The sequence below is a fragment of the Nocardia panacis genome, assembly GCF_003598715.1.
Taxonomy (GTDB): domain Bacteria; phylum Actinomycetota; class Actinomycetes; order Mycobacteriales; family Mycobacteriaceae; genus Nocardia; species Nocardia panacis.
The window spans coordinates 256,293-280,705 of sequence record NZ_QZFU01000023.1; the positions used below are offsets into that span (position 1 = coordinate 256,293).

Below are 24,413 nucleotides of genomic sequence, written 5' to 3' on the forward strand. Positions count from 1 at the left end.
CTGACACACCTACTGCGACAAACCCAGTTTTCCGGCCAACCGGGCAATGTAGGCGCGCACATCATCTGGAGACCGGTCCGGCAGACCGAAAACTGCTTCGGTGACGCCGGAGTCGGCCCATTGGGCGAGTTGGGCGGCGTCGTGGCGGCCTGCGAGGGCGATGATGTCGGGCAATCCTTGACGGCCCCGGGTGCGCCAGATGTGGTGCAGGAGTCCGATTTTCGGGGAGATATCGGATTCGGCGGGGGTGGTGATCCAGCCGTCGGCGTTGCGGGCGAGCCAGGTGAAGGATTTCTCGGTGCCCGCGCAGCCGAGTAGGACCGGGATGTTCTTCTGGGGTTTGGGCCAGGACCAACTGGGGGCGAAGGATACGAATTCGCCTTCGTAGCTTGCTTCTTCGTTGGTCCAGAGGGTGCGCACGGCCTCGAGGTGTTCGCGCAGGACGGTGCGTTTGCGGCCGGCGGGGACGCCGTGGTGGGCGAGTTCGTCGGTGTTCCAACCGAATCCGACGCCGAGGCGGACGCGGCCGCCGGAGAGGTGGTCGAGGGTGGCGATGGTTTTGGCGAGGGCGATGGGATGATGTTCGGCGGGGAGCGCCACGGCGGTGGACAGGGTGATGCGGGTGGTGACGGCGGCGGCGGTGGCCAGGGCGACCCAGGGGTCGAGGGTGCGCAGGTAGCGGTCGTCGGGGAGAGTTTCGTCGCCGGTGCGCGGGTGCGCGGCGGTGCGGGCGACGGGGATGTGGGTGTGCTCGGGGACGTAGAAGGTGGCGAATCCGGCGTCTTCGGCGGCGCGCGCGGCGTCGGCGGGGGTGATGCCCCGGTCGCTGGTGAACAGGACGATCCCGTAGCGCATCACACACTCCCGTCGGCAGAATTAGAACAAGTTCTACCACGTGACGCGGGCGACAACCAGGTCCGATTCCCACGCCATCGGGCGAGCGGTGGCCCGGTTCACAGGCTCGACACCCCTATCTACCTGCGGAAATCAAAGGGCGGAGCCGCCTTTACACCTTTTGATGGATGCTGAGCTCCTCGGTGTATCCGTATCGTCGGTAGGAGTAGTTAGGGTAGCCATAGTAGCGGCGAACCCTGTGGCGCTCAGGTGAGGTGGTAGCACATATGTCGGAGACGATCGCGGAACCGATTCCCTTCTCCGCCCGTTTGCGCACTGCGACCGCACAGCAGCATTCCGATGCCGAGAACTCCAGTTTCGTCGGTGATCTGCTGAGCGGGCGACTCGGCTTCGATGCCTATGTAGGTCTCACCGGACAGCTCTGGTTCGTCTACCGGGCGCTCGAGGAGCGCGCTGCGCATCTGGCCGAGGATGCCGTCGCCGCCCCCTTCATCCGGCCCGAGCTGGCGCGCACGGCGGAACTCGAGCGCGATCTGACCCACCTCGCCGGACCCGACTGGCGCACCGGACTCGAGCCGCTGCCCGCGACGGCGGCCTACGCGGCGCGCATCGCCGAATGCGCGCGCGAGTGGCCCGCGGGCTATCTCGCGCACCACTACACCCGCTACCTGGGCGACCTGTCCGGCGGTCAGATCATTCGCGATTCCGCCGAGAAGCAATGGGCGCTGCCCAAACGCGGTGACGGCGTGCGCTTCTACGTCTTCGATCAGATCGGCAATCCGGCCGCGTTCAAGCGCGAATATCGCACGCACCTGGACAATCTCGCACTCGAGGAGTCCGAGGCCGAGCGGGTGCTCGAGGAGGCGCAGCGCGCCTTCACCCACAATGCGGCCCTGTTCGGTGAGCTCTCGGCCGAATATCCAGTCCGCGCCGCGTAATTCAGTAGCCGCGGCGTGCGAACGCCCCGATGGTCTTGGCGATGAGCAGCAGATCCAGCACCATGGACCAGTTCTCGACGTAGGTGAGTTCCAGGCGCGCGATGTCCTCGGTCGATAGATCCGAACGTCCGCTCAGTTGCCACAGTCCGGTGAGACCGGGTTTCACCAGCGGCGTCCGCCGATCCTCTGATGCGCCGAAGATCGGCGGGCGCGGACCGACCACGCTCATCTCGCCGCGCAGCACATTCAGGAATTGCGGCAGTTCGTCGAGTCCTCGACCGCGCAGGATCCGACCGATCGGGGTGAGGCCGCCCGCATCGACGACACGGAATCTGAGCATGCGGAATGGTTTGCCACCCACTCCGATTCGCTCCTCACCCGCGAAGACCGGCCCGGGGCCGGACAGCTTGACCAGTATCGCGACGCCCACCAGGGTCGGCACCATCGCGAGCAGCGCGGCGGCGGCGAAACAAAGATCGAAGGCGGTCTTGGCGGCCGACTTCGCGCGGTCGTAGCGCGGTTCGGCCAGATGCAGCATGGGCATGCCCGCCACCACCCGGTTGGTCAGGCGAGTGCCCGCCACATCGATCAGACCGGGCGCGACGATCAATTCGACGCCGAGCGGATCCAGATCCCAGGCCATGCGCCGCAATTCGTCGGGGCCGAGATGGTCGGTGACGGTGACCGCGACGGTGTCGGCTCGGCTGGCGCGCACCGCCTGCAATACCGAGCGGTCGTCACCGATCACCGCGATGGGGCGGCCGCCCGCGGCGAAGTCGGGTCGCGCGGCACCGGGTCCGTTCGGAATGCACACGCCGACAACGTGATATCCGGCGGCCGGATCGTGGGAGAAGGCCGCGGCCATGGCGTCGGCGGCGGCGAGCGGACCCACGACCAGCACCGAACTGCGGTATTGGCCCCGTGCCCGGCGCGCGCGGGCGTGCCGTCGCCAGAGGTGTCGGCTCAGCATCAGCCCGAACAGGCCGAGTGGGAAGGCGATGGCCAGGTATCCGCGGGCGAATTCGATCCGCAGCAGCAGCGCGAGGATCGCGATGAGACCGAATAGTCGCAGGGTGGTCGCGACGAGGCGGCGATATTCCTCGGTGCCCGCCCCGATGACCTGGGGTGCGCGTGTCCCGGCTGCCGCCAGGAAGGCGGTCCAGGTCAGCGCGAGCAGCACCGAGACCACGGTGTATCCGACCTCGTAGGGGGTGCGCCAATTCAGCGGCGCGCCGCCGGGACCGCCGAAGCGGATCACCTCGGCCAGGCCGACCGACGCCGCGATGACCGCGAAATCCGTTGCGGCGACCCGTCGTACGTACTCGGACTGCCACTGTTCGCGGGCCGAGCGCGGCAGGTCGCGGCGGGAGCGCGCATTGCGCGGCAAGCCGTGATCGGCGAAGTCGAAACCCATGGCGCGCCTCCCCCTATGGATGGAAATTGCCCTGCTGCCGATCGTCGTCGATCGGGACAGCGGCCCAGCGTTCGGCCGCCTCGGGCGCTCGGAGTTTCGGCGGTCAGAACGAGATTGTTACAGACCACAATGTGATCCACATCCGGAATTGCCACGTGCACAATGTATTCCGGCGGGTAGCCGGCAGGGGGCCGGTCGGTATGTGCCGAGCCGTCGGCGCAGCGTGCCGCGCGCCCGGCCGACTCGGGCCGCGAGAACACCGTTTGCCCGCGCGAAGCCGCGCACCCCGACCACCCGGAAACGAACCGAAAGGTTCTCACCCCCAATCGATTTCATCCGATGCGCAAGCGTCCGTGGTTGTAACGTCTCACTGGATCGAGCCGAACCAGCCAACGGGGGCGGGTCATCCAGGACGATCGGCTACTCGGGCAGAAGGTGGGGCTTTCGTGCGTTGTCGTCTCTGTGGTTGCGACCGTTTGGTCAGCGTGCTCGATCTCGGCGCGACACCCCCGTGCGAGAAGTTCCTCGGCCCGGACGAACTCGATTCGCCAGAGCCCACCTATCCCCTACACCTGCGCCTGTGCGAGGAATGCCTGCTCCTGCAGATTCCGGCGCTCATCACACCGGAGGAAACGTTCACCGAGTACGCGTACTTCTCCTCCTATTCCGACAGCTGGGTGCGCCACGCGAAAACCTTTGTGGCGCAGGCAATCGAACGTTTGAGCCTCGACTCGGACTCCTTCGTCGTCGAGGTGGCCAGCAATGACGGCTACCTGCTCCGGCACGCGGTGGCGGCGGGAATTCCCTGCCTCGGCATCGAACCCTCGGTCAATGTCGGCGCGGCGGCCCGCGCGGCGGGCGTCCCCACCGAGACGGCATTCCTCACCGAGGAGTCCGCGCGGCGAATCCGCGCCGAGCACGGACCCGCGAATCTCGTGGTGGCCAACAACGTCTATGCCCACGTGCCGGATCTGCTCGACTTCACGGCCGGGCTGCGCGCCCTGCTCGCCGAGGACGGTTGGGTGTCCATCGAGGTGCATCACGCACTGAACCTGCTGCGACTCGGCCAGTTCGACACCATCTATCACGAGCATTTCCAGTACTACACCCTGGCCTCGGCCGAACAGGCCCTGGCCACCGCCGATCTGCGCGTGGTCGATGTGGAATCGCTGACGACACACGGTGGTTCGATTCGCCTCTGGGCGCGCCCCAGCGCGGTCGCCGAACCCGGCGAGCGCGTGGACCGACTGCGCGAGATAGAGGACGAGGCCGGATTGCACAGCGCCTCCGGCTATCTCGATCTGCGGCCGCGCGCCGAACAGGTGCGCCGCGAACTGTTGCGCTTCCTGCTCGACTGCCGCGACGCTGGCCGCCGCGTCGTCGGCTACGGCGCGCCGGGCAAGGGCAATACCCTGCTCAACTACTGCGGCATCCGCCCCGACCTGCTCGAGTACACCGTGGACCGCAATCCCTACAAGCACGGGAAGTTCACACCGGGCACCAGGATCGCGATCCATCCGGTAGAACGCATCGACGAGGATCGGCCCGATGTGGTGCTGGTGCTCCCGTGGAATCTGGAAGCCGAGATCACCGCCCAGTTGGGGCATATCCGCGAATGGGGCGGCGAACTCGTCTATCCCCTGCCCACCCTGCACCACGCCGAATGGGCGGACCTGGATCGCGCCGAATCGGTGGCGCGAGCATCGATCGATATCACCACGGGGAGGCGGACGCGATGAAAGTTGTCCTGTTCTGCGGCGGCTACGGCATGCGCATGCGCGACGGATCCGACGACATGATTCCCAAACCCATGCAACTGGTGGGTCCGCGCCCGCTGCTGTGGCATGTCATGCGCTATTACGCGCATTTCGGGCATCGGGATTTCATCCTGTGCCTGGGCTACGGGGCCGAGCACATCAAGAACTTCTTCCTCACCTACGAGGAGTCGGTCTCCAATGACTTCGTCATCCGGGAGGGCCGAGTCGAGTTGCTGCGCACCGATATCAGCGACTGGTCGATCACCTTCGTCGACACCGGTGTGGAATCCCCCATCGGCGAGCGCCTGCGCCGGGTGCGCGAATACCTCGACGGCGAGCAGTTCTTCCTCGCCAACTACGCCGACGTGCTCACCGATGCCCCGCTGGAGGAGATGATCACCCGTTTCATCGCCTCGGGCATGGCGGCCTCGATGATGGTGGTGCCACCCCAGTCCTCGTTCCACTGCGTGGATCTCGGCCCCACCGGGGAGGTCAAGGAGATCATGCCGGTCTCGCGCATGCCGCTGTGGGAGAACGGCGGCTACTTCGTGCTCACGCAGGAGATCTTCGATCTGCTGCCGCCCGGCGGGGATCTGGTCGCCGACGCGTGCGGCGCGCTGGCCGGACAGGGCAGATTGTTCGGCTATCGGCACCAAGGGTTCTGGAAGCCCGCCGACACCTTCAAGGAGCGGGCCGAACTCGACCGCGACTACCGGACCGGCCGCAGGCCGTGGATGGTTTGGGAGCACGCGTGATTCGGCTTGCCACGGGGCCGGTGGCCGAGGTCGCGCTGATCGGCGCGCACTGCGACGATATCGCCATCGGCATGGGCGCGACGCTGCTCACGCTGGCGCGCAGGCAGCCGCGGCTGCGGGTGCGCGCGCTGGTGCTGTGCGGGGCGGGCACCGAACGGGAGAACGAGGAGTGGGCCGCGCTGGAGGCATTCTGTCCCGGCGCGCATCTGGAACTCACGGTGCTCGACCTGCCCGACGGCCGCACTCCGGCGCAGTGGGACCGGGTCAAGCGCGCGCTCAATACCTTTCGCCGCCAGACGAATCCGGATCTGGTCTACGCGCCGCAACCCCGCGACGCGCACCAGGACCACCGGCTGCTCGCCGAGTTGACGCCCACCGAATTCCGTGACCACCTGATCCTCGGCTACGAGATCCTCAAGTGGGAGACCGATACTCCGACTCCCACTCTGTACCAGCCGATCACCGAGGAAGTCGCCGAGGAGAAGGCGCGGCTGCTGCTCAAACACTATCCGTCCCAGGTGGATCGGGACTGGTTCGACGCGCAGACCTTCCTCGGACTGACCCGGGTGCGCGGCGTGCAGTGCCGCGCGCCGCACGCCGAGGCGTTCGTGGTCGCCAAAGTCAGTGTCGAATTCGGGGGATGAGGAGGTTATCGAACATGCGAGTTCTGGTCACCGGGCACCAAGGGTATCTGGGCACCGTGATGGTTCCGGTGTTGCGCGGCAACGGACACGAGGTCGTCGGGCTCGACAGCGGGTTCTTCGCCGACTGCGTACTGGGCGAATTGCCCGGCGATCCGGAGGGTTTGGCGGTGGACCTGCGCGATGTGACCGAGCAGCAATTGCGGGGGTTCGACGCGGTGGTGCACCTGGCGGCGCTGTCGAATGATCCGCTCGGCGCGCTCGCGCCCGAGATCACCTACGACATCAATCATCACGCGTCGGTGCGGTTGGCGCGGTTGGCGAAACAAGCGGGCGTGCGCCGGTTCCTGTATGCCTCGACCTGTTCGGTGTACGGGGCGGCGGGCGAGGATTTGGTCACCGAGGACGCGCCGCTGCGCCCCGTCACCCCGTACGCCGAGAGCAAGGTGCGGGTGGAGGACGATGTGGCGGCGCTCGCCGATTCGGGCTTCTCCCCTGTATTCCTGCGCAATGCCACGGCTTTCGGCTTCTCGCCGCGACTGCGCGCCGATATCGTGCTCAATAACCTGGTGGGCTACGCCGTGCTCACCGGGGAGGTGAAGGTGCTCTCCGACGGCACACCGTGGCGGCCGCTGGTGCATGCGCGCGATATCGCGTGGGCCTTCGCCACCTGTCTGTCGGCGCCCGTCGAAGCCATTCACAGCCGGGCCTTCAATATCGGCACCGAGCACAACAACCTCACCGTCGCGCAGATCGCGCAGGCGGTGGTCGAGGCGGTGCCCGGCTCGCGGCTGGCCATCACCGGCGAGACCGGCGCCGATCCGCGCTCGTATCGGGTCGATTTCAGTGCGGTCCGGCGCGATCTGGGCTACCGGGCGCGCTGGTCGGTGCAGGCGGGCGCGGAGGAGTTGGCCACCGAGTACGCCCAGCGGGGACTCACCAGCGCGGACTTCTTCCGTCGGTTCACCCGGCTGGCCCATCTGAAGCGGTTGCAGGAGTCCGGAATTCTCGACGCGACCATGCGGCGCGCGGTGCCGACCCATGCGTAGGCGTCGATGACGAACGGGTGCCGCCTGTGCGGATCGACCTGGTTGCGCACCGTGCTCGATCTCGGGAAAGTGCCTGCGGCCGACTGGTTTCCGGCTGCGGACACACCGATCGCGCCCGATGAGGCGGCACACGAGCTGCGTATGGTCCGGTGCGGTGCGTGTGGGCTGGCCCAACTCGCCGACGACGACACCGTGACGCAGGAGCCGCGCGGTGTGGAACCGCAAGCCCTGCGCGAGCAAGCCGCCGCGGCGGTGCGGCAGGTCTCCGGCTTGCTGACCGGTGGCACGGTGCGCGAATTCGGGAGTCCGCACGGCGGCACCTGGCTACCGCTGCTCACCGGGCGCGGCTACGTCGAGACGCGGGGCGCAGCGGATCTGGTGCTGGATTCCTTCGGGATCATGCACCGCCCGGACCAGGGCGCCGCGATACTCGAGCGTGCCGCGGCCACCGCGCCCGACGGAGTGCTGCTGCTGCAATTCCACTCACTGGCCGCCATCGTCGCGTTGAATCAGTGGAATGCGCTGCGGCACGGGCATTTCGCCTACTATTCGCTGGCGGCGCTGCGGGAGCTGCTCGCCGACGCGGGGATGTCGGCGGCGACGGCGTGGACCTTCCCGCTCTACGGTGGCACGACGCTGGTGGCGGCCCGACACGGCACGCATCCGCCGGACGCGGCGATCTCGGCGATACTGGCCGTCGAGGAGCCGATGACGAGTGCCCCTGCGGTAGCGCGGCTTCAGTTCGGTGCGGATCGGCATATCCGCGCGCTGCGCGAGCGGCTGACGCTGGCGGCCGAGCGTGGGCAGCGGGTGTACGCCTACGGTGCGGCATCCAGGGCGGTGGCCGTCTTCAGCCGCGCCGGATTGCATCGTGGGCTGATCGCGGCCGTCGCCGACGCCTCCCCCGCCAAACAGGGTCGACGCATGCCGGGCACCGATATCCCCATCGTCGCGCCCGCCGAACTCCTCGCCGCGGCACCCGATCTGGTGCTTCTCACCCTCCCCGATCTGCTGGCAGAGGTCAGGGAGCGCTATCCGGAACTGGACGGGCGGTGGTTGCTCGACGAGCCCGCCGTGCTCGACGGATCCGATGGCACGCCACCGGATCCGGTCCGCGTCGAGGAGTAGGCGGCTGCCCCGCGCGGGCAGCCGACTCGGCTCGTCACGACCATTGTGTTTCACCGGGTACGCGTTTCGACGCATCGCAGTTGAGGGCGATCGTCGAAAGTCCTCGCGCGCCCGGCACGCTGAGAACAGGGGCTCCATCTGTATGAGAAATAGCAAACGCGTCCGTCGCAGGTATGCGCGCGCCGTCGCGGCGGTCGCCATCGTGGTAGCCGGACTCGCCGTCGGCGCGGGCGCCGCGACGGCCGGGATCGACAGCACCAATGCCGTGGTCGATCACGGCGACCGCACCGTGGAGGCCATCCAGCGCGACACCCGCATCGATTTCGTCCCGCCGCTCGACGGAAATCCACTGACCAGGGAGTGGTTTCACGACGGCGAGGCGGGATTCCGTATCGGCGGACCCGATGCCGAATCGTGGAGCGGGCACGTCACCATCGGCTACCAGGTCGGCTATCCGGCCACGTTGAACGGCAGGATCAAATTCAACTGGAACACACCGGGTTTGGGTGTCGACCTCGGCGGCAGCGATGGGGTCAAGGCACGCATCGACAGTCTGATCCCGCAGTTCGGGGTCGAACTCGACGCCGGGTTCGGACCGGGTATCCAGTCCGTCGAATGCGCGGGCGGCGACGTCTCGGGCAGCGACGGGTTCATTCGGATGTCCGGGTTCCACGGTAGCGTCACCGGAGTGCTCGGGCAGACCACGATTCGGCCGTGGGTCCGGGTGGTGGGTTCCAGCGGGGATACCGTCGTGACCTACGGGCGGACCTGGACCATCTAGTTCGTCGGGTCCGTGCGGGATCGTTCGCACGGACCTCTCATTTCGCGTGCTCGATCACCTTCGCGGCACCACGATCTCGGCACTCGACCGCGGATCCCCGAAGGACCAGATCACCGAGCTCCCGTCGACCGGGGCGTGACATCCGGGTCGATCGCCCGCCACCAGATCGAACACTCGATCCAACGCCGTACGACCGGCCTCGATCTGCGCCAACGCTCTCTCGTGCAAGGGATCTCGCAGCAGTGGCGCATCCGACCAGGACGTGCGCACGGCCGTCGCGAGGTCCGAGTCGAGTGTTGGGGAGTCCAAGCGCAGGACGCACATGTCGGCATCGAACATCGTGGCCAGTCCACGGAATCGCGCTGCCGCGCACGGTGATTCGGCCAGCGCGACCGCCGGGATGCCCTGCGCCAGAGCGCAGACGGCGAGGTTGTAGGAGGCGGTGATCACGACCCGACATCCCGCGATCCGGCGCGCCACTTCCGTCGCCGTCGCGGTGGGAGACACCGCTGGTCGAGCACGATCCGAACCGGCCATCAGGTACAGGGTGGCTCGGCGATCGTTCTCGGAACCGATCAGGGGCAGTATGCCCGCGTTCAGATGACTCGCGAGTTTGCGGACAGCGGTGCCCAGAGCGGCCATGGCCGCCTTGCCGATCGAGTCGTTCAAGCGGACGCACAGACCGATATCATCGCCGATTCGCGCGTCGCGCAGGCGATAGGCGTACTCGATGGCATCCTCGCCCGTCACCATGATGCGGGCCGGAGGTACACCGAGGTCGGTCAGCAGTCGCGGACCGCGTTCGGATTCGCGGACCGCGATCAGATCCACCGCGGGCAGCACCTTTCGCGCACGGGCGGCCAGTTCGGCGTCCTCGATCGGGCCGATGCCCTGACCCACCATGGCGGTGGGAATGCCCTGTGCGGCAGCGTATTCCAGCAGATCGAGGGTGCGGTGCGCCTGATCGCGCTCGGCATCGCACAGGTAGCCGCCACCTGCGGCCAACACCAGATCGACCCCGCGCGCCGCGGCGAATACCTGCGGCGGGGCCGAAGCGCGCGGGACTTTCCACGGCCGCATCCTGTCGCGGGAATCCGCGATGGCCGCCTGCCAGCGCAGCGCCATCGGGTCGACCAGTTTCGCCGCGGCAGTGCGCCTTACCCTGGAGCGCAGATCCCGGCTCGGCCAGCTCCAATCCGGGCCGCTGATCGGCTCCACCCGCGGCGACAACCCGCGCAGCACCGCAGGCCGATGCGTCAGCACCCCGATTCGCGCCAGCGGCCACCGCTCCCGCAGCCGCTCCACCGTGATCGTCAACGCGGCGATGTCGCCGCGATCCCGCAACCGATATGTCCCGTTCTCCACCAGTATTCGCGGCCCACCAGCGCGGCGCGCACCAACAATTCCCACAATCAGACCTCCCGCCTGCCCCCGCGGGTGACTCGTGTCCGGCACGAATTCCTTTTCGCGAATCTACCCCACCGCACCGCACCGCTCCAGCGCGCACCAACCACGTACCAACCTTCTAGTTCGTTGCGCCCGAACACAATTCGGAGTCGATTTCATCCGACCTTCCGCATGCGCGGCACCTAGACTGGTGTGCGCGCAAGCGCGTTCGGCGCGGTCGAAACCCTCAGGAGCCCTCATGCACGCAACCCAGCCGCGCCGGGATTTCACCCGCAGCAATGAACTTCAGGCACGGCTACACGAACTGGTGCCCGGTGGGGCACACACCTACGCGCGGGGGTCGGATCAGTATCCGGAGTTCATGGCGCCGATCCTGGTGCGCGGCGCGGGCTGCCGGGTGTGGGACGCGGACGGCAACAGCTATATCGAATACGGGATGGGGCTGCGGTCGGTCACGCTCGGGCACGGGTATCGGCCCGTGGTGGCGGCGGTGACGCGCGCCATCGCGGACGGGGTCGGCTTCAGCAGGCCCACCGAACTGGAAGTGCGTGCCGCCGAGGACTTTCTGGCCCTGGTGCCCGGCGCGGACATGGTGAAATTCGCCAAGAACGGGTCTGACGCCACCACCGCCGCCGTCCGCCTCGCCCGCGCCGCCACCGGGCGCACCCTCGTCGCGGTCTGCGATCAACCCTTCTTCTCGGTGGACGACTGGTTCATCGGCACCACCGCCATGGACAGCGGCATACCACCCGAGATCGCCGCGGGCACCGTGCGTTTCGACTACAACGATCTGCCCTCGCTGGCCGAGGCGCTGGCGGGCGGGCAGGTCGCGGCGGTGGTCATGGAGGCGGCGACGGCGCTGCACGAACCGGAACCCGGCTTCCTGCAAGGTGTTCGACAGCTGTGCGACCGACACGGGACGCTACTGGTATTCGACGAGATGATCACCGGGTTCCGCTGGTCGGCGGGCGGCGCGCAGCAGGTCTACGGTGTGCGGCCCGATCTGTCCTGCTGGGGCAAGGCCATGGGCAACGGGTTTCCCCTCTCCGCACTGGCGGGCAGGCGCGAACTCATGGAACTCGGCGGTCTGCGCACCGACCGCGACCGCGTCTTCCTGCTGTCCACCACCCACGGCCCGGAATCCGGATCCCTGGCCGCCTTCCGCGCCGTCGCCCACGAGTACACCATCGGCGATCCCATCGCCCGCATGGAGCACGCGGGCCGCCGCCTCGCCGACGGTTTCAACGCCATTGCCGCCGACCTCGGCATCGCCGACCACCTCCAGGTCGTCGGCCGCCCCTCCTGCCTCATCTTCCTCACCCGCGACCCCGACGGCCTGCCCTCCCAACCCTTCCGCACCCTGTTCCTGCAGGAACTCCTGCACGGCGGCGTCCTCGGCCAATCCTTCGTCACCTCCGCCGCCCACACCGCTGCGGACATAGACCAAACCCTCACCGCCGCAACATCGGCCGCCCACCTCTACCGCCGCGCCCTCACCCAAGGCTCCGTCGATGGCCTGCTCACCGGTCGCCCCGTAGCCCCCGCCCTCCGCCGCCACGCCTCCCCCCGCCGACTGCCCTGAGGCCGGTTCAGTCCCAGGCGCTGTCGAAGGTGTCCGAGGCGGCCGAGCGATGATAGGTCTGCTCATCGATCTCGCGCTGCCGCGCTTGCTCCTGCTGCCGCCGCTGTGCCTCCCGCTCGGCCGCGTTCGCGGCGAAAAAGGTGGAGATCGCATCGAATCGCGGGTCCTCGTAGACCTCCCGCATCGACTCCTGGAACTTCGGCTCCTTGTCCGCGACGGCGGCCCGGTACGCCGCGAGAATGTCGGCCTCGCCGGGAACCGAGTCCGAGACCAGCCGATTCTCGGCGTGGCGTCATCCCGGCCGGTGCGCCGACACCCGCGCCGAATTGGTCCAGTCGCCAGGACGTTTGAACGCCTCCGACCACCGAGATCGGCGGGTACGGTCCGGATCCAGCACAACTCCCGAAATCGCTGCACCGGAGACGTATTCGGCTTGCCGAGCCGGGCACTGTTTGCCGAACACACCACCCGAACCGCAGCCTGACCTCGACAGCCTACGGACCCGGGATGCTTAAATCCCCCCCAACTCCCCATACGGTACGAGATAGTCGGGATCGACCATGCTCCGCCAACCCCGCTCGGTCGGCTCCAGCGCCCGCCCGCTCGCGGCAGGATCCTCGGGCCACGGCTCCCGCAGGTGAATCTGGATGTCATCCTGCAAAATCCGCACCAACTCCATCGCGAACCCCGCAGCGGTATCGCTCCCCGGTTCCGTCGGATCGAGGGCGGCGGTCGTCCCAACCTCCGACACCGCAATACTGACCCACCCCTTCGGCGCGGGCCGCCGCGACACTGCACCGAACTCCTGCCAGTCCCCGGTGTACTCGGTACTGACCTCCACCGAGAACCCGAGCGACCGCTCGATATCGGCCGCCACGAGCCGCGCCCCCTCAACCGCATCGTCTATCTCCACGCCCTCATCCTGCCTTTTCGATCATGGAACCGAGCACTGATTGAGAGGCGTGATATACACGGTGCCGTCGGGGCAGAATGCAGAGCATCGACGTGGAGCAAAGCGCTTACAAATTTGGACGAGATAATCGCACCCGGGTTCCATATTGTGACGCGACTCACAGTATGGACTGAGAGTCGTTGCCCCGCAACAGTTCACTTCGGGCAGTCGACGCACTCGGCTTCAAGCACTCACTCCCGCCCCGATTCCCTGGCGTGTCGGCGGCGAGTCCTGGTTACGGGGCTGAACCGGGGTTGAACGCGGCGGGAATGGGAAGTCCGGGACGGGACAGGGGTGGGGTGGGTGTGGGAAGGTCGGGGCATGGATGCGCGTCGGGGTTTCGCGGTGGGGTTGACTGTCGTGGCAAGTGCGGTTTTGGTGGGCGGTTGCGGTGGGGGTGGGGGGAAGACACCTACGACCGGGGGGGCGGGGGGGGGGATCGTGTCTACGGAGGATTTGCCCAAGGCGGGGGCGAATGAGGTGCACTTGTTCGCGTTCAATGATTTGCACGGGAATTTGCAGCCGCCGGGTGGCGCCACGGGGAAGATCAATGGGGTCGATGCGGGTGGAGCGGCGTTCCTGGCGACGCATTTGGCACGGTTGAAGGCGGCCTATCCGGCCAGTGCGGTGGTTTCGGCGGGGGACAATATCAGTGCGAGTCCGATGATCTCCGGATTGTTTCACGACGAGCCGACGATCGACTTTCTGAATTCGGTTGGCATGGCCGCCTCGTCGGTGGGCAACCACGAATTCGACCATGGCGTACGGGAGTTGACGCGGATCCAGCAGGGTGGCTGCGCGCCCGACGGGTGCGAACCGGGTGCGCCGTTCACGGGGGCGAAGTTCCCCTATCTCGCCGCGAATGTCACCGACGCGCAGGGCAATCAGCCGCCCGCACTGAAGCCGTGGACCATGCTCGAACTGGGCGGGCACAAGGTGGGTGTGGTCGGCACTGTCACTCCCGATACCGCGAATATCGTTTTCCCGGAGGGTATTCGGGGCTTCACCTTCGGCGAGGAGGTGGCCGCGATCAACAAGTACGTGCCGGATATCAAGAAGGCGGGCGCGGAGACGATTGTCGCGCTGATGCACGACGGCAGCGCCCAGCAGGTGAAGGGCAATGTCGCGGACTACAACGGGTGCGAGAATATCGGCCCCGATGTCACCCGGTTCGCCAATGGTATCGATCCGGCGGTGTCGGTGCTGGTCACGGGCCACACCCATCAGCCGTACAACTGCACGATCAACGGCAAGGTGGTCACCCAGGCGGCTTGTTACGGCCGTCTGATCACCGATATCACACTGAAGTTCGACAATGGTGTACGGGCGAGCGCCATCAACCGGGTGGTGACTCGCGACGCGCCCGCCGACAAGCCGACCGCGGCCCTGGTCGACTTCTATGCCGAGCAGGCCAAGCCGCGGGCCGGGCGGGTGGTGGGCTCCACCTCCGACACGATCCCCCAGCGGCCGGGTCCGTCCGGTGAGTCGCCGCTGGGCAGCGTGATCGCCGACGCGATGCTGTCCGACACCAAGGCGGGTCCGGCTTCGGCTGTCGCGGCGCTGATGAATCCGGGCGGTATGCGCACCGACCTCAAGGCGGGTCAGATCACCTACGGCGATCTCTATACGGTGCAGCCGTTCGGAAATCAGGTCGTCACGGTCACGCTGACCGGTCAGCAGATCCTGCGCCTGCTGGAACAGCAGTGGGACAATCCCAGCAAAACGACGGTGCTGTCCCCCGCCGGGATCACCTACAGCTACTCCGCTGCGGCCCCCAACGGCGCGAAGGTCATCGCGGGCAGTGTCCGTATCGCGGGCCAACCGTTGAATCCCGTTGCCGCATACCGGATCAGCGCCAACAACTATTTGGTGAGCGGCGGCGACGGCTTCTCGGTGTTCGCCGAGTCGAAGGATCCGACGGTCGGCGCGATCGATCTCGACGTGTTCGAGCGATTCCTGCGCGATCACCCGATCCAGCCGCCCGCTCCCCGGATCGAGAAGAAGTGATCGGCAAGTAGCTGAAATTCCCTGTTACACACACTAATCGCGTTCTTGACGCGGTGACCAGAAGCACACCGGCAACTCGCGCGAGCGGGTTGCCGGTGCGCGTTCACGCACATTACTGTTGAGTACGTCCAAGGGGCTCCGGTGCGGTCCAGCACCGCACCAGATGTCCGCATCCGCTGTCGCATGACGGGTATCGCTGTGCCACAACGCGATTCGACATACAGCAGGAGAGTGCGATGGTCACCCACATCGTGACGGGCGGAACCGGCTTTCTGGGTCGCCGGGTCGTGCAGGAATTACTGGACACCGATCCGGACGCGACGGTGCACATCCTGGTGCGGGCCGGATCGATCGCCAAGTTCGCCGCCATCGATTGGCGCGGCGGCGAGCGCGTGCACGCGCTGATCGGCGATCTCACCGCAGAAGGACTCGGCCTCACCGAGCAACCGCCGCGAGCCGAGCACATCATCCACCTCGGCGCGGTCTATGACATGACCGCCGATGAGAACACCGCGCACGCCGCGAATGTCGCGGGCACCCGCGCCGTGCTCGCACTGGCCGCCGAACTGGGCGCGGTGCTGCATCACGTCTCCTCGGTCGCCGTGGCGGGCGATCATCGCGGGAAGTTCTTCGAGGAGGATTTCGACCTCGGCCAGCAACTCACCTCGCCGTATCACCGCACCAAGTTCGCCGCCGAGAAGCTGGTGCGCGAGTCGCGCGGGGTGCGCTGGCGGGTGTATCGGCCCGCGATCGTGGTCGGTGACAGCCGCACCGGTGAGATGGACAAGGTCGACGGCCCCTACTACTTCTTTCCCGCCATCGCCCGACTGGCCGGGCTCCCTGCCGAATTGCCGCTGCCGCTACCGGATTTGGGCGCGACGAATATCGTGCCGGTCGACTATGTGGCCGAGGCGATGGTCCAGCTGGTGCGCAAGCCGGGACTCAATGGCCGCACCTTCCACCTGGTGCATCCAGAACCGCAGCCGTTCACGCAGATCTACAACGCGCTGGCCCGCGTGGCGGGCGCACCGACCGGCATCGGCCCGCTGCCGGGGACGGGAGCCGCCCTCAGCGGGTTGAGCAAACTGCCCGGAATTCCCGCCGCGCGCGATTTCCTCCTGGGGCAGATGGGGATTCCGCCCGAGGTCGCCCCGCATGTGTCCTTCGCCTCGGAGTTCATCTCCGAATCCACCCGCGCCCAGTTGCGCGGACTGAGGCCGCCGCGCTTCGATACCTATGCCGAGAAGCTGTGGGAGTACTGGCGCGAGCACCTGAGGGCCCGCCGCGAAGCCGCCCATACCTTGGCGGGGCGCATCGTGCTGATCACCGGGGCGTCCTCCGGAATCGGTCTGGCCACGGCCCATGCCGTCGCCCGCCGGGGCGCGACGGTGCTCATGGTGGCCCGCGGTCGCGACGACCTGAGCGCCGCCGCGGCCGACGTGTGCGCGAACAGCGGTGTGGCGCGGGCGTATCCGTGCGATATCACCGATCCCGACGCCGTGCGGGCGCTGGTGGGCACGGTGCTCGACGAGCACGATCACGTCGACTACGTGGTCAATAACGCGGGCCGCTCGATCCGACGGTCGGTGGCCAATTCCACCGACCGCATGCACGATTTCGAGCGCACCATGGCGGTCAACTATTTCGGTGCGGTCCGACTGATCCTGGCGCTGTTGCCCTCGATGCGGGCGCGGCGTTTCGGCCACTTCGTCAATATCTCCTCGATCGCGGTGCAGGCCAAGGTGCCGCGCTTCGCGGCCTATGTGGCCAGCAAGTCCGCGCTGGACAATTTCAGCGAGATCGCGGCCGTCGAGAATCGGGACGCGGGCATCACCTTCACCTCGGTGCGGATGCCGCTGGTCCGCACTCCCATGATCGCGCCCACCGATCTGTATCGGGCACTGCCGGTTCCCGATCCGGATCAGGCGGCCGCCATAGTGGTGCGCGCGCTCACCGAGCGACCGGATCGTATCGATACTCCGGTGGGCACCTTCGCCCAGGCGGTGGAACTGCTGCTGCCCTCGGTGAAGCGGACGATCATGCACCAGGGGTTCCGCATGTTCGGGGAATCCAGTGCGGCGCAGGGCACTTCGCCCGAGGACGCCGCACCGGAGTCCGCGGAGCGGATCACCCGGAGCCCGCTGAATATGCTCGCACCGGTGGTGATCCCACTCATGGCCCTGCCGACACCCGCCGCTCGGGTGGCCCGGATGGTGCCCGGGCTGCGGTGGTAGTCGGGTCCAGGGCCTGTGTCGAAGTCTCATTCGGAGGCATCCGTGGCTCAGCTCGTCGCCTGGCAAGGCGGAGGAGTTCCCGATACCGGTGTTGTATCGGGGACGACGACAACGCGGCCAGGCGGCGAGCTGAGCCGCGGAGGCGCCGGATGAGACTTCGACATAGGCCCTAGCGGCGCACCGCAGGGCCGAGTTCGGGAAAGCGGTGGTGCAGGCGTTCTATACAGGTGCGGACGTGGTGCAGTTCGGCACGTAGCCGGTGGGAATGCTCAATGCGCGAACCTCGTTCGGCGTTGTGGATATCCCTGGACAGCGTCCGCGCGTGGGTGACGAGCAGATCGAGGAAGATCCTGGCCTGAGCCTGATCGGAATCGATGGACACCTGCTGTTCCTAGCATGTCGCGCGCAGCGTTTTCGGCGCGTTCGGAGATCCGTTATCGGATAGTCGATTTGCGCTGCACATGCCAATGGATAGCTGGAAACTCATTGTGCCGCATCGAGTTTTCGGCATACGCCTGGCAACGGTGGGTGAGCACGGCGAGCTCACCCACCACCCCGGATTTCCCGGTCCGGCCTCAGATCCGGCTCGCCGCGAAACCGGCGGCCGCCCAGATGAATTCCCCGTAGTCGGTGTGCGAGGTCGGATACAGGCCACCGCCGCATACGGGATCACCACCCGCGCAGTAGTCCGCGGTGCGTTGCCGATAGAGCTGCGGCAGATCCTGCGCGATCGCGCGCATCGGGTCGCCGAACAGCAGCACCGCCGCGATCCTCGGCGCCAATGCCGCGGGCAGCGCAGCGATCGCGGGCAACTGGGCGATGACTCCGGTGCCGAGTACACCGTGCGTCACCACGGCGCCCTGCGAGTAGCCGGCCAGCACGAACCGCTGGCGCGGGCACATCGCCGCCTGTCCGACCAGGTGCGCGACCATATCCCTTGTCCCGTCCTGCACCGAGGACGAGTCGAGCAGATCGGCGGGATATCGCACCGGGTATGCGGTCGTATCGGTCGGAAGTTCCTGCCGCAGCGCCGCATACAGCGGGTCGCCGACCTCCGCGCCCAACCATCCCGGTTCGGTGGTTCCGCGCGCCACGACCAGTTCGACCGCAGCGCAGCTATCCGCGGCCGCGCGGCCGCAGATCCCCGTCGCCGCCCCGACCGCGGCGACGAATATCAGTACCGTGAATGCCCTTGCCGCTCGCCATTTCCCGATGCTTCGATCGCGCATTGTGACCACCCGCTCACACCGTTGTGAGAATTCCGTGACTATTGTCAATGACAAACAGTCGCGCCGATATTCGCGAGGGTAGGAATGGTGCGGGCGAACGTCGAGCAACTGCGCGCAAGTGATACTCGTTCAGTGCCGAATCGTGTCCCGACACTAGGGAATGAGCACCGCCGCGCCCGTGAATCGTCCGTGCGCCAGGTCGGCCAGTGCGCGATCGGCGGCGGCGAGATCGTAGGGATGCGTGGTCACTTCGAGTCGGTAGCGGGACGCGAGCGCCAGGAATTCGCGCGCGTCGGCGCGGGTATTGGCGGTGACGGAACGGATTTCACGCTCCTGGAACAGATGTCGGGCGTAGTCGAGTTCCGGGATGGCGCTGAGGTGGATGCCCGCGATGGCGAGCACGCCGCCACGATCCAGGGCCGCCAACGCGGGCGGCACCAGGGTGCCGACCGGCGCGAAGAGGATCGCCGAATCCAACGGCGCCGGAGGCGGATCCGCCGCGCCCTGCACCGAGGCGGCGCCGAGGGCGGTGGCCAGTTCGCGGGCAGCGGGATCGCGGGTCATGACGTGCACCTCGGCTCCCTCGGCGAGCGCGAGTTGCGCGGCGAGGTGGGCGCTGCCGCCGAATCCGTAGATACCGAGTCGCCCACCGGGGGGTAGGGCGGCCCGGCGCAGGGCGCGGTAGCCGATGATGCCCGCGCACAGCAGCGGCGCGGCATCGGCGGCGGAGTATCCGGTAGGCAGCGGCAGCGCGTAATCGGCGGGGACGGTGCTGAATTCGGCATAGCCGCCGTCGGCGTCCCACCCGGTGTATCGGGAACGGGGACAGAGGTTCTCGCTACCGCGCAGACAGAACCGGCAGACACCGCAGGTCTCGCGCAACCACGCGATGCCGACCCTGTCCCCCGCCGCGAACCCGCTCGCCTTCGCCCCGAGCGCCACCACCTCGCCGACCACCTCGTGTCCCGGCACCACCCCGGCCCGGTGCACCGGCAGATCCCCTTCCGCCACATGCAGATCCGTCCGGCACACCCCGCAGGCCAGCACCCGAACCAGCAACTCCCCCGGCCCCGGTTCCGGAATCGGGCACGGCGCCCATTCCAGCGGACCCGAGTCGATCGGTCCCGGCAGCCGCACCCGCCACGCGTTCATCTCACCCATCCGACCCCTTTGTCGCACCGACCCGCGTCGCGGTCAATCTACGCCGCGAGGCGGACGCACCGTGGGAGGCGGAACCCGATATCAGTCCGGCAGCACCGTTCCCGCCGCCGGGACCGTGCCGTCGATCAGGTAGTCGACAATCGCCCGGCTGGTCTGCCCCGGTATCAGGAACGAGGTGTGCCCGTCTCCTTCTCGGGTCAGCAGTACGGCGTTCGGCATCTGGGTCGCCATCAACTGCGCCCACCCGTAGGCGGTGGACGGGTCGTTGGTCGCGCCGATGATCAGCGGGGTGATGGTCGGTCGAACGGTAGCGGTGTGGGGTGGATTGCTGAAAGCCGCGGGCCAACCTTCACATTGGGCGAGGTAGCCGAAGGTCTCGTTGCCGCCCAGGGTGTTCGGTGCGAGTGCGGCGGTCAGCAACTGCTGCGCTTTGAATCCGGGATATCCGGCGAAGTCGGCGCGGAATTCCGTACACGCCGCAGCCAATCCTGCCGCGCGGGTCTCGGTCATGGTTCGCGGTGACAGCTCGCTCGCATCGCCCTTTCTGGCCCGGTCCAGCGCGGTGGCGAGGTCGGCCCAACCGGGGGCCAACTTCCCGATCGGCGCTTTGAACAGCAGACTTCCTTGAATATTGTGCAGCAGTTCTGCAGGGCGCACCTCGGGCGCGCACGCCTTGGACGCCGCGCATTCCGGCGCGGGCAGCGGGGCTCGCCGGGCACTGGCGGCCAAGTCGCGTACGACGGCGGCCGCGTCATCGCCGCCGAGCGCGCAATCGGCGGTGGCGCGGCACCATTCGGCGAAGCGGCGGATACTGTTCTCGAAGGCCGCCGTCTCGTAGACGTGCATGGCGCTCGGCGGCAGCGAATGCACCAGCGCCCCATCGAGAACCAGCGCCCGGCTGTTGGCGGGGAAGAGTCGGGCGTATTCGAAGCCGATCTCGGTGCCGTAGGACAGTCCGATATAGTTCAGCGGACCCGCGTCGAGCCGCTGCCGCACCACCTCGAGGTCGCGGGCAACGGCGACGGAATCGAGATGATCCAGCAGCGGCCCCGTCAGTTTTTGACAACTCGCGCCGAAGGCTTTGTTGGCCGCGACGAGCGCGTCATAGCCCGCTTGGTCCGCGACGAACGCGTCCGGTCGGCGATTGGCCAGTTCCGGATCGCAGCGCACGGCGGGTTTGCTGGTGCCGACACCGCGCGGATCGAACCCGATGAGGTCGAACCGTGCCCGCACTTCGGCGGGAAACACTCCGGAGAACATACTCTCGGCCGCGACCATCGTCGAGCCCGCGCCACCCGGCCCGCCGGGCTCGAAGACGACCGCGCCGATCCGCCGGGCCGAATCGCTCGCGGGCAACCGATTGATGCCGACCGTGATCTTGTCGCCGTCGGGTTTGTCCCAGTCCAGCGGGACCTCGATATCCGCGCACTGCACCGCGGCGCCCCACTGCTTCTCGGCGCAGGCGTGCCACGCGATCGGTGGCGACGCACCGTCTTTCTTCGCCTCGGTCCCACACCCGACCCCGAAGGCGGCCACCGCCGCAGCCACCAGCACCACCCGCAACACTCGCATCAGTCGAGGGTAGAGATCATCGTGGTCCGACCACATCGGGGACTACCCTGATCTGTCGCCCTACCTGCGACGTAGCTACGCGGCGTCCGGATCGGGTTCGGAGCCCCACCCTCCGAACATCTTTCGCTGCACCGGCGGAGGGTAACGTTCGTCGTCGGCCAAGGTTCGACGGGCACCGAGGTGCGGATAATAGTTGTTCGCGGCCAACAAGCACTCGAGGTGATGTTCGCGACGGACGACGAGAGCCCGCCGCGAACGATTCGGCCCGAACCTAGGACTGCGGACGACCCACATTCTCAGCGAACTGGCCTTGAATGTTGCCGGGCGGCGCGTATCGCACCACCACAATGCGCGTGGGCATCGACATGATCTTGCCCGCGGGACAATCGGCGATCCCGGCCCCCACCCTGGTGGTCGACTTCCACACCACCTGGGTGAAATGCCCTGTCTCGCGGGAGAAATCCGGGTGGTCGAAGTCGTACTTCACCACCTCCCCCATCCAGGCCGACACCGCCTGCTTGATACCCGTATTCGGATCCGAACCAACGAACAGGTTCTCCCCTTGACTCTTTCCGTTCAGACCGCGGTGATCGAATTCGCACAGTTGCGCGAAAGCCGCTGCGTCGGCGGCTAATTCGGCATCCCAAGCCAGCGGCTCCGCGCCGTAGCGCGCCCGCGCTCGATTGTGTTCTGCCACCACCTCATCGGCGAGCACGTCGGCCCGCGCCGCAGCGGTGTTCGTCAGCAGACCCGCGACGACCGCCGCGGCCGCGAGGATCGCGATTCGGGATAGTTGCATCGGACTTCCTTCCCAGTAGAGAACTGCCGGAAGAGATCCGGCCCGCGCGGACGCGGGCCGGACGGGCTGGCCCGTACAGTTTCCGCCTACCGCGACCCGAGAGCGGCAAGGGCGCGCTCGACATCCACGCCGTCGTTGTAGAGATGGAATGCGAAGCGCAAACCCCCGTTGCGTGCCGATGCCACGATATCGGCCTCCCGCAGGCGATCTGCCAGCGCACCGGCGCCGGGCACCGACACGATCGCCGAATTCGCCCACACCGGTTCGTATCCCAGCGCGGTCAGTCCGGCGCGCAGGCTGTCCGCCAGGGCGATATTGTGCGCGCCGATCTTCTCGATGCCGAGTTCCTCGATGAGCGAAAGACCCCCGAGGGCGGCGTAGACGCCGAGGGAGTCGGGGGTGGAGTCGAAGCGGCGCGTCGTATCCGCAAGGGCGACAGGGTGATACATCTCCGCCCAGCGATCGGCGGCCGCGTACCAGCCCGGTCCGAGCGGACGCAGGGTCGCGGCGGCCTGCGGACCCGCGGCGAAGAAGTTCGCCGAACGCGCGCCGATCAACCACTTGAAGGTGGCGCATACCCAGTAGTCGGCGTCGGCGAAGCTCAGCGGGAACCAACCGGCGGCCTGTGAGGCGTCCACCAGCAGCCGCGCGCCATTGGCCGTGGCGGCCGCGCGCAGGCGGGGCAGGTCGATCACCCGCCCGTCGGCGGACTGGACCACGCTCACCGCGACCAGCGCCGTCTGCGGTCGCACCGCATAGATCAGTTCCTCGAGGGACACGAAGCGCGACACGATATCGGACCTGTGCACGAAAGGCGCGGATACCGAGGAGAATTCGCCCTCCACGAGCAAGACCTCCGCACCGGGCGGCAGTGCGGCGGCTACCGGTGCGATGAGGGCCGCGACGCTGGAGCCGATGGCGATGTGCTCGCCGGAGGCGCCGTCGAGCAGGCGGGCGCAGGCGGCACGGAAGCGGTCGACGATCGTCGCGTCCTCCATGGGCGTGGTGCGGCCCGCCGCCCAGCGCTCGGTGATATCGCGCACCGCCGCCAACGATCGCGCGGCGGGCAGCCCGTGGGAGGCGGTATTGAGCCAGGTGGTCTCGAGCGCGAATTCTTGGGGGGCAAGCGAGGTCATGTGGTTCACCCTGCGCGCCCCGACCGCAACCCGTCCACAGCCAGTCCGCGAAAACTGGCACCACCGCCATGACAGTAACTTGTTCTAGTTTTTCGGCCCCGACCGTTCTGGTTCCCGCGCGAAGCTTCTAAGCTGGATCAATTGGATGAGGAGGCGCGGATGACGGTCGAGGCGGTCCAGGACGCGGAATGGGCGGGGGCGGGCCGCATCCCGCGCCCACCCCAACCGCCGGTCTCCATGGTCGAACGAATGACGCTGATACTGGACGCCTTCGACGCCGCCACCCCCACCCTCACCCTGCTCGGTCTGTCCGAACGCACCGGTCTGCCACGCTCCACCGTGCACCGCATCCTCGACCAGATGATCCGGCTGCGCTGGCTCGCGCACGCCCCCGGCGGCTACCGACTGGGCCTGCGCGCGCTGGAACTCGGCGGACTCGCCGCGGGCCACAACCAGATTCGCGACGCGGTCAGTCCGCTGCTGCACGATCTGAGTCAGCGCACCGGCATGGTCGGACACCTGGGCGTCCTGGATGGCCGCGAGGTGCTCTACCTCGACAAGGCGGGCGGTCGAGCGGCAGCCGCCGTGCCGACGCGGCTCGGCGCCAGGATGCCCGCGCACTGCACCGCCCTCGGCAAGGCGCTGCTGGCCGCGCTGGAGCCGAGCATTGTGGAAACCTCTTTCCGCGAACGCCTTCCGCAGCTGACCGCCCGCACCATCGGCGAAACCGCCGAACTCCAGCGCGAACTGGCCCGCATCCGGGGCAGGCAGGGCATAGCCGTCGACACGGAGGAGGCGGTGCCCGGCATCTCCTGCGTCGCGGTGCCCATCCGGGGCCGCGGCGCGGCGGTGGCGGCACTGTCGATCAGCGCCAGGGTCGGTGCGGACCGACCCGCGCTCGACACCGCCCGACTGGCCCGCATCCTGGTCGAGGCCGCCTACGAGGCGGGCCAAGCGCTGGCCGTGCGGCGACAGTGCGAGAATTTGCGCGAGTGATCCGGGTGCGAGGCGAAGGA

The 24,413-nt window shown here is 67.6% G+C and carries 22 protein-coding genes; 11 read left to right on the plus strand and 11 right to left on the minus strand.

What is annotated here, in order from left to right:
- Positions 1-9: 9 nt before the first annotated feature.
- The gene (locus D5S18_RS20050; protein WP_120042582.1) at positions 10-855 is read right to left on the minus strand and encodes a TIGR03619 family F420-dependent LLM class oxidoreductase; all 846 of its coding nucleotides are present in this window, start codon (positions 853-855) and stop codon (positions 10-12) included.
- A gap of 266 nt (positions 856-1,121) precedes the next feature.
- Here D5S18_RS20050 and D5S18_RS20055 point away from each other — a divergent pair, with 266 nt between their 5' ends.
- Positions 1,122-1,793 carry a biliverdin-producing heme oxygenase gene (locus tag D5S18_RS20055; protein ID WP_120042583.1) on the plus strand — a complete coding sequence of 224 codons (672 nt, stop codon included), beginning with the start codon at positions 1,122-1,124 and terminating at the stop codon, positions 1,791-1,793.
- Between the two features lies 1 nt (position 1,794).
- Here D5S18_RS20055 and D5S18_RS20060 read toward each other — a convergent pair whose 3' ends face one another.
- On the minus strand, positions 1,795-3,207 hold the full coding sequence (locus D5S18_RS20060; RefSeq protein ID WP_120042584.1) for a sugar transferase: 1,413 nt from the start codon (positions 3,205-3,207) through the stop codon (positions 1,795-1,797).
- Positions 3,208-3,653: 446 nt separating this feature from the next.
- On the opposite strand from D5S18_RS20060, the gene D5S18_RS20065 reads away from it, so the two are divergent.
- The 6 genes from D5S18_RS20065 to D5S18_RS20090 all read left to right on the plus strand — a co-directional run bounded on the left by D5S18_RS20065 (position 3,654) and on the right by D5S18_RS20090 (position 9,318).
- On the plus strand, positions 3,654-4,946 hold the full coding sequence (locus D5S18_RS20065) for a class I SAM-dependent methyltransferase (protein ID WP_120042585.1): 1,293 nt from the start codon (positions 3,654-3,656) through the stop codon (positions 4,944-4,946).
- Positions 4,943-5,719: a glycosyltransferase family protein gene (locus tag D5S18_RS20070; RefSeq protein ID WP_120042586.1), complete on the plus strand. Its 777-nt coding sequence runs from the start codon at positions 4,943-4,945 to the stop codon at positions 5,717-5,719. The genes D5S18_RS20065 and D5S18_RS20070 overlap by 4 nt, the downstream gene beginning before the upstream one ends.
- A complete protein-coding gene (locus tag D5S18_RS20075; protein ID WP_120042587.1) occupies positions 5,716-6,363 on the plus strand; it encodes a PIG-L deacetylase family protein in 648 nt (215 codons plus the stop codon). The genes D5S18_RS20070 and D5S18_RS20075 overlap by 4 nt, the downstream gene beginning before the upstream one ends.
- A gap of 14 nt (positions 6,364-6,377) precedes the next feature.
- Positions 6,378-7,409 (plus strand): NAD-dependent epimerase/dehydratase family protein, encoded by a 1,032-nt coding sequence (locus tag D5S18_RS20080; RefSeq protein ID WP_120042588.1) that lies wholly within the window; start codon positions 6,378-6,380, stop codon positions 7,407-7,409.
- A gap of 6 nt (positions 7,410-7,415) precedes the next feature.
- Positions 7,416-8,537: a class I SAM-dependent methyltransferase gene (locus D5S18_RS20085; protein ID WP_120042589.1), complete on the plus strand. Its 1,122-nt coding sequence runs from the start codon at positions 7,416-7,418 to the stop codon at positions 8,535-8,537.
- Between the two features lie 142 nt (positions 8,538-8,679).
- Entirely contained in the window at positions 8,680-9,318 is a 639-nt protein-coding gene (locus D5S18_RS20090; RefSeq protein ID WP_120042590.1) for an MspA family porin, read from the plus strand.
- Between the two features lie 54 nt (positions 9,319-9,372).
- Here the strand turns inward: D5S18_RS20090 and D5S18_RS20095 are convergent, their stop codons facing one another.
- Complete coding sequence (locus tag D5S18_RS20095; protein WP_239003888.1) at positions 9,373-10,728, minus strand: polysaccharide pyruvyl transferase family protein; 1,356 nt, start codon at positions 10,726-10,728, stop codon at positions 9,373-9,375.
- A 235-nt stretch (positions 10,729-10,963) separates the two neighbouring features.
- On the opposite strand from D5S18_RS20095, the gene D5S18_RS20100 reads away from it, so the two are divergent.
- Positions 10,964-12,307, plus strand: a complete 1,344-nt coding sequence (locus D5S18_RS20100; protein WP_120042591.1) for a glutamate-1-semialdehyde 2,1-aminomutase — start codon at positions 10,964-10,966, stop codon at positions 12,305-12,307.
- Positions 12,308-12,314: 7 nt separating this feature from the next.
- On the opposite strand, the gene D5S18_RS34935 is transcribed toward D5S18_RS20100, so the two are convergent.
- On the minus strand, positions 12,315-12,491 hold the full coding sequence (locus D5S18_RS34935) for a hypothetical protein (RefSeq protein ID WP_158607908.1): 177 nt from the start codon (positions 12,489-12,491) through the stop codon (positions 12,315-12,317).
- Between the two features lie 327 nt (positions 12,492-12,818).
- On the minus strand, positions 12,819-13,220 hold the full coding sequence (locus D5S18_RS20105) for a hypothetical protein (protein ID WP_120042592.1): 402 nt from the start codon (positions 13,218-13,220) through the stop codon (positions 12,819-12,821).
- A gap of 480 nt (positions 13,221-13,700) precedes the next feature.
- On the opposite strand from D5S18_RS20105, the gene D5S18_RS20110 reads away from it, so the two are divergent.
- Both D5S18_RS20110 and D5S18_RS20115 read left to right on the plus strand, forming a co-directional pair.
- The gene (locus tag D5S18_RS20110) at positions 13,701-15,266 is read left to right on the plus strand and encodes a bifunctional metallophosphatase/5'-nucleotidase (protein ID WP_239003889.1); all 1,566 of its coding nucleotides are present in this window, start codon (positions 13,701-13,703) and stop codon (positions 15,264-15,266) included.
- A 236-nt stretch (positions 15,267-15,502) separates the two neighbouring features.
- Complete coding sequence (locus tag D5S18_RS20115; RefSeq protein WP_120042594.1) at positions 15,503-17,500, plus strand: SDR family oxidoreductase; 1,998 nt, start codon at positions 15,503-15,505, stop codon at positions 17,498-17,500.
- Positions 17,501-17,669: 169 nt separating this feature from the next.
- Here the strand turns inward: D5S18_RS20115 and D5S18_RS20120 are convergent, their stop codons facing one another.
- The 6 genes from D5S18_RS20120 to D5S18_RS20145 all read right to left on the minus strand — a co-directional run bounded on the left by D5S18_RS20120 (position 17,670) and on the right by D5S18_RS20145 (position 23,397).
- Complete coding sequence (locus D5S18_RS20120; RefSeq protein ID WP_120042595.1) at positions 17,670-17,882, minus strand: hypothetical protein; 213 nt, start codon at positions 17,880-17,882, stop codon at positions 17,670-17,672.
- A gap of 193 nt (positions 17,883-18,075) precedes the next feature.
- On the minus strand, positions 18,076-18,729 hold the full coding sequence (locus D5S18_RS20125; protein WP_120042882.1) for a cutinase family protein: 654 nt from the start codon (positions 18,727-18,729) through the stop codon (positions 18,076-18,078).
- 153 nt (positions 18,730-18,882) lie between these two features.
- Entirely contained in the window at positions 18,883-19,881 is a 999-nt protein-coding gene (locus D5S18_RS20130) for a zinc-binding alcohol dehydrogenase family protein (protein WP_120042883.1), read from the minus strand.
- Positions 19,882-19,971: 90 nt separating this feature from the next.
- A complete protein-coding gene (locus D5S18_RS20135; protein ID WP_158607909.1) occupies positions 19,972-21,462 on the minus strand; it encodes an alpha/beta hydrolase in 1,491 nt (496 codons plus the stop codon).
- A 271-nt stretch (positions 21,463-21,733) separates the two neighbouring features.
- A complete protein-coding gene (locus D5S18_RS20140; RefSeq protein WP_120042597.1) occupies positions 21,734-22,261 on the minus strand; it encodes a CAP family protein in 528 nt (175 codons plus the stop codon).
- Between the two features lie 86 nt (positions 22,262-22,347).
- Positions 22,348-23,397, minus strand: coding sequence for an aminotransferase class V-fold PLP-dependent enzyme (locus tag D5S18_RS20145; RefSeq protein WP_120042598.1), 1,050 nt, complete (start codon positions 23,395-23,397; stop codon positions 22,348-22,350).
- 159 nt (positions 23,398-23,556) lie between these two features.
- Here D5S18_RS20145 and D5S18_RS20150 point away from each other — a divergent pair, with 159 nt between their 5' ends.
- Positions 23,557-24,393, plus strand: coding sequence for an IclR family transcriptional regulator (locus D5S18_RS20150; RefSeq protein WP_120042599.1), 837 nt, complete (start codon positions 23,557-23,559; stop codon positions 24,391-24,393).
- The last annotated feature ends 20 nt before the right edge of the window (positions 24,394-24,413 follow it).

Bases quoted from the DNA above. Each gene is read 5' to 3' on its own strand.
- D5S18_RS20050 (WP_120042582.1), bottom strand. From the start codon at position 855: ATGCGCTACGGGATCGTCCTGTTCACCAGCGACCGGGGCATCACCCCC.
- D5S18_RS20055 (WP_120042583.1), top strand. From the start codon at position 1,122: ATGTCGGAGACGATCGCGGAACCGATTCCCTTCTCCGCCCGTTTGCGC.
- D5S18_RS20060 (WP_120042584.1), bottom strand. From the start codon at position 3,207: ATGGGTTTCGACTTCGCCGATCACGGCTTGCCGCGCAATGCGCGCTCC.
- D5S18_RS20070 (WP_120042586.1), top strand. From the start codon at position 4,943: ATGAAAGTTGTCCTGTTCTGCGGCGGCTACGGCATGCGCATGCGCGAC.
- D5S18_RS20080 (WP_120042588.1), top strand. From the start codon at position 6,378: ATGCGAGTTCTGGTCACCGGGCACCAAGGGTATCTGGGCACCGTGATG.
- D5S18_RS20085 (WP_120042589.1), top strand. From the start codon at position 7,416: ATGACGAACGGGTGCCGCCTGTGCGGATCGACCTGGTTGCGCACCGTG.
- D5S18_RS20090 (WP_120042590.1), top strand. From the start codon at position 8,680: ATGAGAAATAGCAAACGCGTCCGTCGCAGGTATGCGCGCGCCGTCGCG.
- D5S18_RS20100 (WP_120042591.1), top strand. From the start codon at position 10,964: ATGCACGCAACCCAGCCGCGCCGGGATTTCACCCGCAGCAATGAACTT.
- D5S18_RS34935 (WP_158607908.1), bottom strand. From the start codon at position 12,491: ATGCGGGAGGTCTACGAGGACCCGCGATTCGATGCGATCTCCACCTTT.
- D5S18_RS20115 (WP_120042594.1), top strand. From the start codon at position 15,503: ATGGTCACCCACATCGTGACGGGCGGAACCGGCTTTCTGGGTCGCCGG.
- D5S18_RS20125 (WP_120042882.1), bottom strand. From the start codon at position 18,729: ATGCGCGATCGAAGCATCGGGAAATGGCGAGCGGCAAGGGCATTCACG.
- D5S18_RS20130 (WP_120042883.1), bottom strand. From the start codon at position 19,881: ATGAACGCGTGGCGGGTGCGGCTGCCGGGACCGATCGACTCGGGTCCG.
- D5S18_RS20135 (WP_158607909.1), bottom strand. From the start codon at position 21,462: ATGCGAGTGTTGCGGGTGGTGCTGGTGGCTGCGGCGGTGGCCGCCTTC.
- D5S18_RS20140 (WP_120042597.1), bottom strand. From the start codon at position 22,261: ATGCAACTATCCCGAATCGCGATCCTCGCGGCCGCGGCGGTCGTCGCG.
- D5S18_RS20145 (WP_120042598.1), bottom strand. From the start codon at position 23,397: ATGACCTCGCTTGCCCCCCAAGAATTCGCGCTCGAGACCACCTGGCTC.
- D5S18_RS20150 (WP_120042599.1), top strand. From the start codon at position 23,557: ATGACGGTCGAGGCGGTCCAGGACGCGGAATGGGCGGGGGCGGGCCGC.